This is a genomic window from Sanguibacter gelidistatuariae (assembly GCF_900096585.1).
Lineage (GTDB): Bacteria > Actinomycetota > Actinomycetes > Actinomycetales > Cellulomonadaceae > Sanguibacter > Sanguibacter gelidistatuariae.
On sequence record NZ_FMYH01000002.1, the window covers coordinates 589,566 to 603,038 of the forward strand.

Annotated in this window: 11 protein-coding genes; 7 read left to right on the top strand and 4 right to left on the bottom strand. The window is 69.5% G+C overall.

Annotated features, from left to right (window positions below; all coding sequences use genetic code 11):
* Positions 1-106: 106 nt before the first annotated feature.
* The 3 genes from BLQ50_RS07425 to BLQ50_RS07435 are packed head-to-tail and all read left to right on the top strand — an operon-like array spanning position 107 to position 1,624.
* Positions 107-388 carry a DUF3892 domain-containing protein gene (locus BLQ50_RS07425; RefSeq protein WP_093182439.1) on the top strand — a complete coding sequence of 94 codons (282 nt, stop codon included), beginning with the start codon at positions 107-109 and terminating at the stop codon, positions 386-388.
* Between the two features lie 7 nt (positions 389-395).
* Entirely contained in the window at positions 396-827 is a 432-nt protein-coding gene (locus BLQ50_RS07430) for a hypothetical protein (protein ID WP_139185769.1), read from the top strand.
* Between the two features lie 50 nt (positions 828-877).
* Positions 878-1,624 (top strand): hypothetical protein, encoded by a 747-nt coding sequence (locus BLQ50_RS07435; protein ID WP_139185770.1) that lies wholly within the window; start codon positions 878-880, stop codon positions 1,622-1,624.
* A 186-nt stretch (positions 1,625-1,810) separates the two neighbouring features.
* On the opposite strand, the gene BLQ50_RS07440 is transcribed toward BLQ50_RS07435, so the two are convergent.
* Positions 1,811-2,845 carry a LacI family DNA-binding transcriptional regulator gene (locus BLQ50_RS07440; RefSeq protein WP_245700950.1) on the bottom strand — a complete coding sequence of 345 codons (1,035 nt, stop codon included), beginning with the start codon at positions 2,843-2,845 and terminating at the stop codon, positions 1,811-1,813.
* 280 nt (positions 2,846-3,125) lie between these two features.
* On the opposite strand from BLQ50_RS07440, the gene BLQ50_RS07445 reads away from it, so the two are divergent.
* From BLQ50_RS07445 to BLQ50_RS07460, 4 genes are read left to right on the top strand one after another with little or no spacing between them, the layout of a single operon-like run.
* On the top strand, positions 3,126-4,409 hold the full coding sequence (locus BLQ50_RS07445; RefSeq protein WP_093182443.1) for a sugar ABC transporter substrate-binding protein: 1,284 nt from the start codon (positions 3,126-3,128) through the stop codon (positions 4,407-4,409).
* Positions 4,410-4,468: 59 nt separating this feature from the next.
* Positions 4,469-5,446: a carbohydrate ABC transporter permease gene (locus BLQ50_RS07450; RefSeq protein WP_093182445.1), complete on the top strand. Its 978-nt coding sequence runs from the start codon at positions 4,469-4,471 to the stop codon at positions 5,444-5,446.
* Positions 5,443-6,258 carry a carbohydrate ABC transporter permease gene (locus BLQ50_RS07455; protein ID WP_093182446.1) on the top strand — a complete coding sequence of 272 codons (816 nt, stop codon included), beginning with the start codon at positions 5,443-5,445 and terminating at the stop codon, positions 6,256-6,258. Before BLQ50_RS07450 ends, BLQ50_RS07455 begins: the two co-directional genes overlap by 4 nt.
* A 20-nt stretch (positions 6,259-6,278) precedes the next feature.
* Entirely contained in the window at positions 6,279-8,255 is a 1,977-nt protein-coding gene (locus BLQ50_RS07460) for a glycoside hydrolase family 127 protein (RefSeq protein ID WP_093182448.1), read from the top strand.
* An 82-nt stretch (positions 8,256-8,337) separates the two neighbouring features.
* Here the strand turns inward: BLQ50_RS07460 and BLQ50_RS07465 are convergent, their stop codons facing one another.
* The 3 genes from BLQ50_RS07465 to BLQ50_RS07475 all read right to left on the bottom strand — a co-directional run bounded on the left by BLQ50_RS07465 (position 8,338) and on the right by BLQ50_RS07475 (position 13,287).
* Positions 8,338-10,074, bottom strand: coding sequence for an alpha/beta hydrolase (locus tag BLQ50_RS07465; protein WP_093182449.1), 1,737 nt, complete (start codon positions 10,072-10,074; stop codon positions 8,338-8,340).
* Between the two features lie 9 nt (positions 10,075-10,083).
* Entirely contained in the window at positions 10,084-11,379 is a 1,296-nt protein-coding gene (gene nhaA, locus BLQ50_RS07470; protein ID WP_093182451.1) for a Na+/H+ antiporter NhaA, read from the bottom strand.
* 81 nt (positions 11,380-11,460) lie between these two features.
* Entirely contained in the window at positions 11,461-13,287 is a 1,827-nt protein-coding gene (locus tag BLQ50_RS07475; protein ID WP_093182452.1) for a YhgE/Pip domain-containing protein, read from the bottom strand.
* Positions 13,288-13,473: the final 186 nt, after the last annotated feature.

Below are 13,473 nucleotides of genomic sequence, written 5' to 3' on the forward strand. Positions count from 1 at the left end.
GGGGCTTATCGCGCGGTTCCTTGTTCAGCGCGTGGCGAGTCTCTACCTTCGTGACCAGCGAGAAGGCCCACCGTGTGGTCTTCCCATCACAGGCAGGGAGCAACTCATGAGGTACATCCGAGCGGTTCACGTCGACTCACCAGGCACCCGCAACGAGCACATCAGCTCAGTGAAGTACACGTTCTCGACGTCGGGGGCGGTGTTCGCGGCTACCCGTGATGGAGTTGCCGCCGAGATCCGTGCCGGACACATCTACCGGACGCACAACGACCAGACCGGCGCCGAGGCGCCGGTCATCGCCGCTACCAGCATGTCCGGCCGCCCCTACATCACGACGATCGCGGACGGGCGGGAGAGCAACAACCTCCTGGGCCTACCGCGGTTCTGAGGCGGTGATGACCGTCATCCCACATGAGTTTCCCGCGACCCCGGTGGCGCGGCTCAGTCGCCGGCAGCTGCTCATCGCCATCGCCGTCGCGGTGATGGTGGCGGCCGGAGTGCTCTTCGTCGTCAAGCAGGCGATGCGGCCGAGTGCGCTCGAGTACGCCTACGAGGTGTGCAAGTTGTCCAGCTCTTCGGGGGCACGGCTCGCCGACGCGGGCTCCACGCTCATCCTCGACACGCAGGGGGAGGACGACCTCACCGGGATGGACTACCTCGACCTCTACTGCGTGAGCGCAGCCCTCGACATGCCCACCTCGGTCATGACTCAGATCGAGCAGACCCGCGCCATGGACGGCCGTGTCAGTGGCACCTGGGATGGCTTATCCGCTTCGTGGAGCTATCACCCCGATTCCGGCCTCGACCTCATGGTCACGGCTGAGTGACCGTCCGACTACCCCGTCCGCACGTAGACCACCTGAAAGCAGGAATGACCATGACCGACCCCATGCACCAGCCCGGCCCACCGGCACTGCCCGCCCCTTTCTCACAGCCCTTCTCGGCCGCGTCGCCTCTCGCTGTCCCGCCAGCCAAGAAGCCCAAGAAGTCTCGGCCCGTGCTTGTGGGCGCGATCAGCGGCGCCGTCGGCCTCGTCATCGGGATCGGCATCGGCGGGGCCGGCGGGGGAGAGGCCGACTCCGGGAAGGTGACGGCAAGCGCCTCGGCCGCCGCAACGACGTCGGGCACGGAAGAAGTGGCAGAGCAGGATGCCGCGGCCACCGTGGAGCCCACCCCGGAACCAGTCGCGACCACGCCGGCGCCTGCGGAGGGGACCCGCGCCAACCCGTTCGCGATCGGTGAGGCGGTCGGCAACGAGGACTGGTCCGTCGTGCTCTCCGCCCCGCGCGAGGCGGGGGCGGAAGTCTCGGCCGAGAACCAGTTCAACTCTCCGCCCGCCGCGGGCTTCGAGTTCTACATCGTCCCGGTGTCGGCGACCTACACGGGCGCCGAGACCGGCACCGCGTGGCTCGACCTGCAGGTCGCCTTCGTCGGGTCGGACGGCGTCACGTATTCCGACAGCTGCGGCGTGATCCCCGAATCGCTCAACGACGTCGGCGAGCTCTACGCCGGTGGGGTCGCCGCGGGCAACGCGTGCGTCGCGGTGCCCGCGGGCGCCGACGGACTCTGGACCGTCAGCGCGGGCTGGAGCGACCCGGTCTTCTTCACGACCACCCCGGCCTGACCTGCGGGCGTCGCCCGACCCGCTGAGTGCGCCGAAATGGCTGGCCAAACCGGACGCCGGGCAGCCGTTTGACCGCACTCAGCGGAAGTGGAAGGCGGGGATCTCGGCCCGGCAGGGGGCTGGCCGGGATTCCGTGCGCGGTTGCTGCCACCGCTACCGCCACCGCGCCGCACGGCTCGCGGCGTCCTAGCGGCCGTAGGACGTCGACCCGCGGACCACCAGACGGCAGTCGAGGGTCTCGACACCGGGCGTCTCGCGGCCGGCGATCGCCTCGATGAGGCGCTCGGCGGCGCGGCGCCCGAGCGCCTCGAAGTTCATGTCGATGCTGGTCAGTGCCGGACGCGAGCCCTGGACCAGGACCTCCCAGTTGTCGAAGCCGATCACGGCCACGTCGCGGGGGACGTCGACGCCACGGTCGCGCAGGGAGTCGAGCACGCCGCGGGCGATGAGGTCGCTGCCGCAGACGATCGCGTCGATCTGCGGGTCTCGGTCGAGCAGGGTGAGCGCGGCGCTCCGCCCCCAGGACTCCGACCAGCTGCCGTAGAGGACCTCGCCCCCGGCCAGCGGGAGCCCGGCGTCGGCCAGGGCGCGCTGCACGCCGTTGGCGCGCTCGCGCGCCGCCAGGTACTCGACGTCGCCGGAGATGTGGGCGATGCGCCGCCGGCCGGTCGAGATGAGGTGCTGCGCGGCGAGCATGCCGCCGTGGGTGTTGTCGGGCACGACGGACACGTCGGCCGGGTCGAGGGAGGGTGCGTAGGCGTAGACGACTGGAACGGGCAGGCTTCGTCCGATGGACGGGCGTGGGTCGGTCTGCCCGCCGACCACGATCAGGCCGTCGATCCGCCGGGAGAGGAGCGCCTTGAGGTGGTACTGCTCACGGATGGAGTCGCCGCGGGCATCGCACAGGAACACCGACATCTGACCTGCTCCGGCGGCGTCCTCGGCCCCCATGAGGATCGGGATGGAGAAGCGGCCCTCGAGGTCGTGGGTGAGCAGGCCGACGGTTCCCGTCTGCTTGCCGAGGATGGCACGGGCGAGCTGGTTCGGGGTGAACGAGATGCGCTCGGCCGCCTCGACGACGCGCCTGCGCGTGTCGGGGTGGACGTTGTCCTTGCCGTTGAGTGCCTTGGAGGCCGTCGCGACCGAGACGCCTGCGAGCTTGGCGACATCTTTCAGCGTGGCGTTCCTCGGTCGTGTCGTCACATCGTCGTGAACGGTCACCTGGCCACCTTCTCTCGTCGAAAACTATTGATTCATGGCAGAACTGTAGCGCGCTCAGAGTGGCCTTGACCACACTGTGCAGCCGATGCTACCTTCGGAAAACGGTTTCGGAATGTTGCCTTGCGAGGTACGTCCGGCGGTGGACGATCGTGGATGACCGCCCACCTGCACGCAAGAACGCGTGCGGCCTGCAGCACATGCACATCTCATACACGTGCGATCGGGACTCGAAGAAGAGGTTCGCCATGGCTCCCGCTCTCACATCCCCTGAGGAGAACCGTTGAGCATCCAGTCCGCCGGCACCCGCCGGAACACCCCCCTGTCCATGCGACGCCTGACCGCCGCAGCCTCCCTCGCCGTGATCGGCTCCCTCGCGCTCGCAGCCTGCGGGTCGTCCGGTGATGCCGCAGCCGGCTCAGCCGACAAGATCACCGTCTGGCACTACTTCAGTGACGCGAACCAGGTCAAGGTCATGGACGACTACGCCGACATGTTCGAGAAGACCCACGACGGGGTCACGGTCGAGAACGTGTTTGTCCCCTACGACCAGATGAACTCCAAGCTCATCTCCGCAGCCGGCGCCAAGACCGGACCCGACGTCGTCGTCTTCAACGGTGCGGACGCCGGAACCCTCGCCCTCGGCGGTGCGCTCGCCCCGATGGACACCCAGTGGGACGCCTACGCCGACAAGGACCAGTTCCCGGAGTCGGTTGTGCACTCCCTCGACGGCGTCACCTACGCGGTCCAGGGCTACGTCAACCTGCTCGGCCTCTGGTACAACGCGGACATCCTCGCCGAGATCGGTGTTGAGCCGCCCACGACCATCGACGAGCTCGAGTCCGACATGGCCGCCGCGAAGGATGCCGGGTACTCGGGCATCACGCTCTCCGGGCTGCCGCAGTCCCAGGGCGAGTGGCAGGCGTTCCCGTGGCTCTCGACCGAGGGCTTCACCTACGAGGCGCCCGACGCCGCAGCGCTCGAGGCCGGCCTGGCCCGCGCACGTGGATGGGTCGAGGACGGCTACCTGACCCAGGAAGCCGTCACCTGGGACCAGACCGTCCCGTTCCAGAAGTTCGCCGCGGGCGGCGTCGCCTTCGCTCAGAACGGCAACTGGCAGATGGGCACGGCCGCGTCCGACGCCAAGTTCAAGTACGGCGTCGTGCCGCTGCCGCTCGGCGACGACGGTCAGGTCTACCTCGGTGGTGAGGCCGAGGGCATCGGTTCCTTCGCCAAGAACCCCGACCTCGCCTGGGAGTACCTGGAAGGGACCTACTTCTCCGCTGACGGGCAGATCGTCGCCGTCAACAACGTCGGCTCGCTGCCCTCGCGCGCAGACGCCGGCCAGGACCCCGCAGTGACCGACAACGAGCTCCTCAAGCCCTTCGCCGAGACGATCGTCCGCTTCGGGGCGAACTACCCCTCCTCCGTCATCCCTGCAGCGGCGGTCGCCGACGTGCAGCTCACCATGGGCCAGACCTGGAGCGCGGTGCTCGGGGGACAGAAGTCGCCTGCCGACGCAGCCACCTCCGCAGTCGCCACGATCGACGGACTCCTGAAGAAGTAGCCCCGGACCGCACCGTGGGCGCTGGCGCCAGGTCACCTCGAGACAAGAAGGCATATCGAATGACAGATCAACTGGCGTCGGCGCCCTCGCCGACCACCACCAGAAAGCCCGCGAGCGGCGGCGCGGACCGCGCCCCCGCCCGCCCGCGACGGCCCTCCAAGGGTCTCAAGCGGCAGAACCGACTCGTGTTCCTCATCCCCGCGACCGCGTTCCTCCTCGCCTTCAGCGTGTACCCGCTCATCACGCTCGTCCGGATGAGCGTGTCCAAGGTGAACTCCGCGACGCTCAACGGTGACTGGGTCTTCACCGGCCTGGAGAACTTCCGCGTGGGCTTCGCGTCGGGAGAGACCACCCAGGCGCTGTGGCGTACCGGACTGTTCGTCCTCGTGGTCACCGTCGTCGGCATGGTCGGCGGCCTTGCCGCGGCGATCGCGCTGCGCACGACGGGTCGCTGGTCCGGGATCGTGCTGGCCGTCATGGTCTTCGTGTGGGCGCTGCCCCCGGTCGTCAACGGCAGCGTGTGGAAGTTCCTGCTCGGCGACGCCGGGCTGATCAACACGATCGTTCTCAAGACCGGTCTGGTCGACTCGGCCATCCCGTTCCTCTACGACCAGCACTGGGCGCTCGCGTCCGTCGCTTTCGTCAACTCCTGGTCGGTCATCCCCTTCAACGCGCTCGTCTTCCGCGCCGCGCTGATGGGGATCTCCCCGGAGGTCTTCGAGGCCTCCGCGCTCGACGGCGCGAACAAGTGGCAGGAGATCCGCCACATCATGCTCCCCGCAGCGCGCCCGACGACGCTTGTCCTCTTCGTGCTGACAGTGGTCTTCGCCTTCCGCAGCTTCGACCTCATCTACGTCATGACCTACGGCGGTCCAGGCACCGCGACCAACACGCTGCCCTTCCTCGGCTACCTCCAGGCGTTCGTCCGCTACGACTTCGGCCTGGGGTCGGCGACGTCGGTCTTCACCGTCCTGTTCGTCATCGTCCTTGCGGTCGTCTACGCCCGCAGCATCCGCCGTGAGGAGTCAGACTCGTGAAGCAGACCGCCGGACCCGTGACCATCACGATCAAGGTCCTTCTCACCCTCCTGTACGGCATCCCGCTGTTCTGGATCCTCCTGACGTCCTTCAAGAGCTCGGCCGACGTCATGTCGACCCAGTCCTCGATCTTCTTCCGCCCGGTGACCACCGCCTATGTCGAGGCATTCAACGGGGAGCTGTTCACGGCGCTCGGCCAGTCCGTCGCGATCGCCCTCGGCACCACGGCCTTGACCATGCTCATCGCCATCCCCGCCGCCTACGGCCTGGCGCGCACCAGCGGGTACATCACGACCATCGGCCTCGGCCTGCTGATCGTCTTCCAGATGATGCCGCAGACGGCCAACGTCATCCCGCTGTTCCAGCTCTTCGGGAAGTGGAGCATGCTCGACAGCGTGCTCGGCGTCGTCGTCGCCGACACGGCCCTGCTCGCGCCCTTCGCGATCATCCTGCTCCGACCGTTCTTCCGCGGGGTGCCACCCGAGCTGGAGGAGGCCGCGTCGATCGACGGCTCGGGCATGCTGCGCACGTTCTTCTCGATCGTGCTGCCCATCGCCCGCAACGGGATCTTCACCGCCGGGACCCTGGTGCTGCTCATGTCCTGGGGCGAGTTCCTCTACGCGGTCAACTTCTTCCTCTCCCCGGGCAGCTACCCGCTCAGCGCGCTGCTGTCTCAGCAGGTCTCGGCCTTCGGCATCAACTGGCCGGGCCTCATGGCCCTGGCGGTCCTGACGTCCATCCCGGTCCTCATCGTCTTCTCCTCCACCTACAAGCTGCTGCGCGACGGGCTGACCGTCGGCGCGGTCAAGTGACCACTGAACTGGAGCTAGTCATGTCTTCCCCCGAGCGCGCCCGGACCCTGGGTGCCACCACCGAAGCCCCGCTCACCCATCTGCTGCACACCGGCGCGGATCGCGGCCTGCCCGTCGCGCCGGCGTCGGGCCGGCTGCGGCCGCTGGGACTGGGCGAGGTGCAGATCACCGGTGGGTTCTGGGCCGACCTGCAGAAGCTCAACTCCTCCGCGATGATCGAGCACTGCGAGAAGTGGGTCGAGCGGATGGGCTGGACGACGAACTTCGACTCCGTCGTCGCCGGCACCATCGCCGAGTCCCGTCGGGGCCGGGAGTTCTCCGACTCCGACGTCTACAAGCTCATGGAAGCCATGGCGTGGGAGATCGGCCGGACCGGCGACCACGCGATGGACGCCCGGTTCGAGGCCCTCGTCGCCCGGATCGCTCCCGTCCAGGAGGCCGACGGCTACCTGTCGACCAAGTTTGGCCGCCCGGGTCAGCAGCCGCGCTACTCCGACCTGCAGTGGGGCCACGAGCTCTACTGCTACGGGCACCTCATCCAGGCCGGGGTCGCCCGCGGGCGCACCACGGGCGAGGATGAGTTCGTACGGCTTGCCGTGCGGGCCGCAGACCACGTGTGCGAGGCCTTCGGCACTGGTGGCATCGACAACGTCTGCGGCCACCCGGAGATCGAGGTCGCGCTCGTCGAGCTGTCCCGATACACGGGGGACCGCAAGTACCGGGACCAGGCGCAGCTGTTCATCGACCGTCGTGGACACGGCCGGTTGGGGGACATCGAGTTCGGTGCCCAGTACTTCCAGGACGACGCGCCGGTCCGCGACACCGCGATCATGACCGGGCACTCGGTGCGCGCCCTCTACCTGGCCGCCGGGGCAGCCGACCTCGCGGTCGACACCGGTGACGGCGAGCTGCTCGCCGCGATCACCTCACAGACCCTGGCCACGCTAGCCCGCCGTACCTACCTCACCGGTGGGATGGGCGCGCACCACGAGGGGGAGTCCTTCGGGGTCGACTACGAGCTGCCCTCGGACCGCGCATACTCCGAGACGTGCGCGGGGGTCGCCTCCGTCATGCTCAACCAGCGCCTGCTCCTCGCCTCGGGCGAGGCCGCGCACGCCGACGCCGTCGAGCGGACGCTCTTCAACGTCGTGGCGACGTCGCCGTCGCAGGACGGGACGGCCTTCTACTACACGAACACGCTGCACCAGCGCGTGCCCGGGACCATCCCGGACGAGGACGAACCGAGCGCCCGCGCGTCGTCGAGCCTGCGCGCCCCGTTTTTCGAGGTCTCGTGCTGCCCCACCAACGTCGCGCGCACCGTCGCCTCGCTTGGTTCCTACCTCGCATCCGTGGACGACGCCGGTGTGCAGCTGCACCAGTTCGCGTCGGCGCAGATCCTGGCTCCGCTGGGCGACGGCCGGACGGTCGGGCTGAGCGTGGAGACCCGGTACCCCGACGACGGACTGATCCGCGTCACGGTCATCGACGTCCCGTCGGAGGATCAGGGCGCCGAGTGGACGCTCAGCCTGCGGGTGCCGGCCTGGGCCGAGCGCGCGGTGCTCAGGGTCGACGGCGAGGCCACGAGCGTTGCCTCCGGCTATGCCCAGGTGACCCGCGCCTTCGCGGTAGGCGACGTGGTCGAGCTTGAGCTGCCCGTGGTGGCCCGCTGGACCTGGCCCGACGCGCGCGTCGACGCCGTCCGCGGCCAGGTGGCCGTGGAACGCGGCCCGCTCGTGCTGTGCCTGGAGTCCACGGACCTGGGCGCCTCGGTCAACATCGCCTCGGTCGACACGAGCGTGCCCCCGATCGAGCTCGACGGCGCGGTCCTGGTGCAGGTCACCACGACCGAGGCAGCCGACGTGGCGTGGCCCTTCGGCGCAGCCGCCGAGACCGACCCGCTCCAGGTGACCGATCGCGGTCTGATCTCCCTGGTTCCGTATCACTCATGGGCGAACCGCGGGCCGTCGACGATGCGGGTATGGATGCCCGTCGCCTGAGCGGCCCCAGGACAGGGTGGGCCCCGATCGTCACGCTGCACACGTGACGATCGGGGCCCATCTCTTGATCTGCGGCGCCCGCTCAGTCCCCGTGGGCCTGCGGCCCCATGAGCTCGCGCAGCCGCGTCGTCTCCGCCGGCGTCCACGCCTCCGGCGCCCCGAGGGCAGACAACCCGTCGACGTAGGACTGGCGGTAGTCGTGACCGTGGCCCGAGGGCACGTCGGCCGCGACGAACATGTCGAAGGTGACCTGCCAGAACGTCACGATCGGCACCCAGGTCATCTCCATCCTGTCGGGGCCGGGCTCGGAGATCCAGTCGGCCTCGCGCCAGAGCAGGTCCATCGACCACCACATGACAGCGTCCGAGGCGTGCTGGATGTAGACGACGTGCGGCGTCTCCCACGTGCCGGGGACGTCCCAGATGTTGGCGGCGCTGTTCACGTCGGTGCCGAAGCGGACCTGGCGGCCCTCTTCGAAGACCGGGCTGTACTCGAGACTGCCCGGGTCGCGGTTGTCGGTGAAGAAGCGCCAGTTGGGCGTGAAGCTCGGCGTGCCGACAAAGAGTGCACCCTCGGTGCGTGCGCTGATGTCCTGCAGGCCGCTGAAGGCGCCCTGCGCGCCGAAGCTGCCCAGGGAGATGCCGTAGGCCACGAGGAAGGGGCGGGAGTCGGCGGGCTTGGTCGACCACGCCGCGTAGACAGCCTCGTAGAGCGCCTTACCGGCGGCGGGCGGCGTCTCGCGGTCGGAGAGGATGCTGATCCAGCTCGGCAGGAAGGAGTACTGCATGGCGGCGATCGCGGAGTTGCCGCCGTGCATGTACTCGAGCGCCTCCGACATGCCCGGGTCTACCCAGCCGGTGCCCGTCGTCGTGGTGACCACAAGGATCTCCCGGTCCCAGGCGTCGGTCCGGTTGAGCTCGGCGACTACGAGGTCCGCCGCGGCCTTGAGCGACTCGTCGGTGTCGAGGGAGCCGGCGGCGTCGGCGGAGTCGAGCCCCGCGTACACCCGGATGGGCTCCCTGACCTCGGCCGGGGCGATCACGTCGCCACCTGCGACAAAATCGGTGATCTCCTCGACCGTGGGTCCGCCGGAGACGAAGCCGCGGCCCTGGTTGCCCAAGGTGTCCCAGGAGGCGAGGGATTCTGGCGAGCCGGACCGCTCGGCGTTGGTCGGCTGGACCGCGCCGGCCGGGGTGGCCTCGTCGACCTTGGCGTACACCGAGTTGAGTGCGTCGAGCGTGCCGTTGACGAGGCCACCGTTGACGACGACCACCGTCACTGCCGTGACCGCGACCGCCGCGATGAGCTTGGCGACGTGCGGCGGGATCCACCGGCCGAGGAATGCCGCCGCCTTGCGGGTGCACCAGCGCAGCCCGCGACCGATCTGCAGCAGGAGCAGCGCCAGCACGAGGGCGAGGGCGAGCAGCTTGATGTAATGGATCGGTGCGGACTGCTCCATACCGAAGAGCGTGCGCAGCGCACTCTGCCAGTGCGCGCCAAGCACGAGGAACCATGGGACCAGGATGAGGGTCAACCCGGCCAGGCCCCACCACGCCACCCGGGTGACCTTCTCCGACCACGGCGTGGAGAAGCCGAATGTGCGCAGCACCCATCCCAGCAGCGCGCCGATCGCGTAACCACCCAGCGCGGACAGCCCGGTGAGCAGCCCCTGGTAGAGCCACGTACGGGGGATGAGGGACGGCGTCATCGACACGCAGTAGAAGATCAGGGCGACGGTCAGCCCGCTCGGGGAGAAGGTGTGGCCGTAGCGGCGCAGGACCGCGCCGAGGCGAGACATGAGATGACCGATTCGCTCCATGTCGCGACTCTAGTGGCTTGGCCCCTCGTCGTCCCCGATGAACTCTGTGATGTCGTCGGGCAGTCCGTCGTCATTCATGTCGTTGCCGCGGTCCGTGCGCCGCGTGTCGGCGCGCAGGGCCAGCGCCGCGAGAGTCGCCGCGATGACCGACGCCGCCAGCACGGCCGTCTTCGCGGCGTGGCCGTGCATCGAGTCGGCCGGGAAGGACAGCTCGGCGATGAGGAGTGAGACGGTGAAGCCGATGCCCGCGAGCAGGCCGACCGGGAGCAGGTCGCGCAGCCCGATCCCGGGGGCGAGCCGCAGCGGGGTGAGCCGGGTCAGCGCCCACGTGGTGCCGAGCACCCCGACGCACTTCCCGACGACAAGGGCAACCATGATCGCCACGGCCACGCCCTGGCTGAGGACTCCGAGCACGCCGTCATCGACGAGGGACACCCCGGCGGCGAAGAAGGCGAAGACCGGCAGCGCGAGCCCTGATGAGATGGGACTCCAGACATCATTGAAGGCGTGAGTGCGCGGCTCGCGCTCGCCGTGGACCAGCGCGGCGGGGACGAGGAAGCCCATGACGACGCCGGCCACCGTCGCGTGGATCCCCGAGGCGTGCACGAGCGCCCAGATCACCACCGCCAGCGGGAGCAGGACCCAGCCGCGCACCGTGCGCGCGCTGACGAGCAGCCGGAAGACGACGAGCGCGACCACGGCCAGGCCCAACGGCAGCCAGGACACGCTGTCGGTGTAGAAGACGGCGATGACCACGATCGCGAGCAGGTCGTCGACGACGGCGAGGGTCAGCAGGAAGGTGCGGATCGCGGCCGGCAGGCCGCGTCCGAACACGGCGAGGACGGCGAGGGCGAAGGCGATGTCGGTCGCGGTGGGGATGGCCCACCCGCCGGCCGCGGACGTGTCTCCGGTGAGGTGGAGGACCGTGACGAACAACACCGCCGGGACGGCCATACCGCCGACGGCCGCCAGGATCGGGACGCCGGCCTGCCGCGGCTGGCGCAGCGACCCGGCGACGAACTCGTACTTGAGCTCGAGCCCGACGACGAAGAAGAAGATCGCCAGCAGACCGTCCGCGGCCCACTGCGCGAGGGTGAGGTCGAGGTGCAGGGCCGCTGGGCCGATCGTCAGCTGCGACAGGCTCGTGTAGGCCTCGCGCCACGGGGAGTTTGCCCAGACGAGGGCCGCCGCGGCGGCGAGGATCAGGAGCAGGCCACCCGTGGTCTCACGGGTGACCCACGTCCTGAGCCGCTGGCCGACGGTGCTGTCAGCGCTGTTGCTGGTGGTGCCGGGTGGGGTGTTCATGCTTCTCCCGAGGGTCGACGATGAGGACGCCGACCAGGCTTCCCGGCACACCAAGGGTTGATCCTATGGATCTACGGTACGTCAGGCGATCTCGCGCCTGCGCATGCCGACCGCGACGGCCACGATGCCCACGATGAGCCCGAGGATCGCCAGGGCGGCCCCCACGAAGGCGAGTGTGAGGGTGGGGCCGTTCTCGACATCCGTCTGGAGCTGGTTGGTTCCCTCGGAGATCTGACTGGTCCCACCGCCCACGGCCGTGGCGCCCTCGGCGACCGCGTTCGTGCCCTCGGCCAGGGCGGTGGCGCCGTCGGCGAGGGTGGCCGAGCCATTGCTGAGGTCTCCGGCTCCGGTGGCCAGGCTCTGGGCTCCGGTGGCCAGGGCCTGCGATCCGGTGACCAGGGTGCCGGTTCCGGTGCTCAGGGCCGCGGTGCCTTCGGCGAGCGTGCCGGTTCCGGTCGCCAGTGTGGTGGTCCCGGTGGCCAGCAGCTGGGTCCCGGTGGCCAGGGAGGACGCCCCGGTCGAGAGGTCAGAGGTGCCGGTTGCGAGCTTTCCGGCTCCGGTCGCGAGGGAGGCGCCGCCGGTCGAGAGCGTCGTGGCGCCGGTCGCGAGCTGAGACGTTCCCGCCTTGAGCGCCGAGGCGCCCGTTGCGAGGGTGGTTGCGCCCTGCTTGAGGGTGCTCGCCCCCGCCGCGATGAGGGTGGTGCCCTCGGTGAGCTGGGGTCCGGCGACGGCCAGTGCGGCGGTTCCGTCCTTGAGCGTGATGGCTCCGGTGTGCAGGTTTGCGGCGCCGGTGACGAGCGGTTCCATCTTGGTCGCGAGAATCCCTGCGTTCTTGGAGACGCCGGCGATCGTGGCCTGCATGACGAGGAGGCCGTGCTTGAGGCTGGTCTCTGTCGTGCCGGCCGCGGCGTTCTGGATCGCGGTCGCCGATCCGGACAGGTCATCGGCCTTCGTCTTGAGCGTCTCGAGGTCTGCTTCCGAGACCGCAGTGCCCGACGCGAGCGCAGCACGCAGCACCTCGAGGTCCGCTTCAAGGGTGTCGAGCTTGGTCGCGAGGGTGCCCGCATCGGCGCCGATGTCCTTGGTGGCTGCCATGAGCGACGTCGTGCCGTCCGCGGTCACGCTCTGGGAGAGGCCATCCAGGTACGCGCTCAGGCCCACGACGCTGTCCTTCGCGTCCGTGACGCCTTTGGAGACGGTCTCGGCACCGTCTTTGACCAGTCCGGCCCCGGTGTCCAGGGCCGGCAGCTTGCCGGCCAGGATCGCGACGGAGTCGCGGAGCTCGCCGGTCTTGGTCGACAACGTGCCGGCCCCGGTGTCCAGGGAGGCTGCGCCGTCGGACAGCAGGCTGGCACCGGACGACGCCGAGGCGGCCCCGGTGGCCAGGGACTGGGCGCCGGTGGCCAGGGCGGCGGCCCCGTCGGAGAGGCTGCCCGCCCCGGTCGCGACCGAGGCCGCGCCGACCTTCAGCCGTTGTGCGCCGGTCGCGGCGTCGCCCGCGCCGGAGGCGATCTTGGTTGCTCCGTCGTCGAGGTCCTTGGCTCCGGAGTCCAGCGCGCTCGCGCCGGTCTGGAGGGTGAGGGTGCCCTCGGACAGCGTGGCGGCACCGTCGGAGACGGCGGTCGCTCCGTCGGCGACGTCTGAGGCGCCGGTCTTGAGGGTGGCCGCCCCGGCCGAGAGAACTCCGGCGCCGGTAGCCGCACTCCCCGATCCGGTGGCGAGCTCACCCGCGCCGGCCGCGACCTGGGTGGACCCGTCGTTGAGCTTGATCGAGGCGTTGTGCACCTTCGTGTTGAAGATCTGGAGGTAGACGATGAGCCCGATCGCCACGAGGGCGAGCAGGATCATCGACACCCCGGTGAAGAAGGGGAACCGCGGGAGTCGGGGGGCAGTCGTGTGCGAGCTCATCGGAGTCCTGTCTCGCGCCTCGGATTGCGGCGCGCGCGTGGACAGCCAGGCGCAGCGCCTGGCTGGTGGGGACCTGTGGGGCGAGAGAGCTGGGAAGTCGGACCGCCATTGGTCCGCCGCGCCAGCCCTATCTGAAACTCAGAGTATTAGATAACTTCTCAGTAAGCCTAGCAACACCTGGTGGAA

What these genes read in the sequence shown, in the direction of transcription:
- BLQ50_RS07425 (WP_093182439.1), top strand. Translation starts at nt 107, where the DNA reads ATGAGGTACATCCGAGCGGTTCACGTCGACTCACCAGGCACCCGCAAC.
- nhaA (WP_093182451.1), bottom strand. Translation starts at nt 11,379, where the DNA reads ATGAACACCCCACCCGGCACCACCAGCAACAGCGCTGACAGCACCGTC.
- BLQ50_RS07450 (WP_093182445.1), top strand. Translation starts at nt 4,469, where the DNA reads ATGACAGATCAACTGGCGTCGGCGCCCTCGCCGACCACCACCAGAAAG.
- BLQ50_RS07465 (WP_093182449.1), bottom strand. Translation starts at nt 10,074, where the DNA reads ATGGAGCGAATCGGTCATCTCATGTCTCGCCTCGGCGCGGTCCTGCGC.
- BLQ50_RS07435 (WP_139185770.1), top strand. Translation starts at nt 878, where the DNA reads ATGACCGACCCCATGCACCAGCCCGGCCCACCGGCACTGCCCGCCCCT.
- BLQ50_RS07430 (WP_139185769.1), top strand. Translation starts at nt 396, where the DNA reads ATGACCGTCATCCCACATGAGTTTCCCGCGACCCCGGTGGCGCGGCTC.
- BLQ50_RS07475 (WP_093182452.1), bottom strand. Translation starts at nt 13,287, where the DNA reads ATGAGCTCGCACACGACTGCCCCCCGACTCCCGCGGTTCCCCTTCTTC.
- BLQ50_RS07460 (WP_093182448.1), top strand. Translation starts at nt 6,279, where the DNA reads ATGTCTTCCCCCGAGCGCGCCCGGACCCTGGGTGCCACCACCGAAGCC.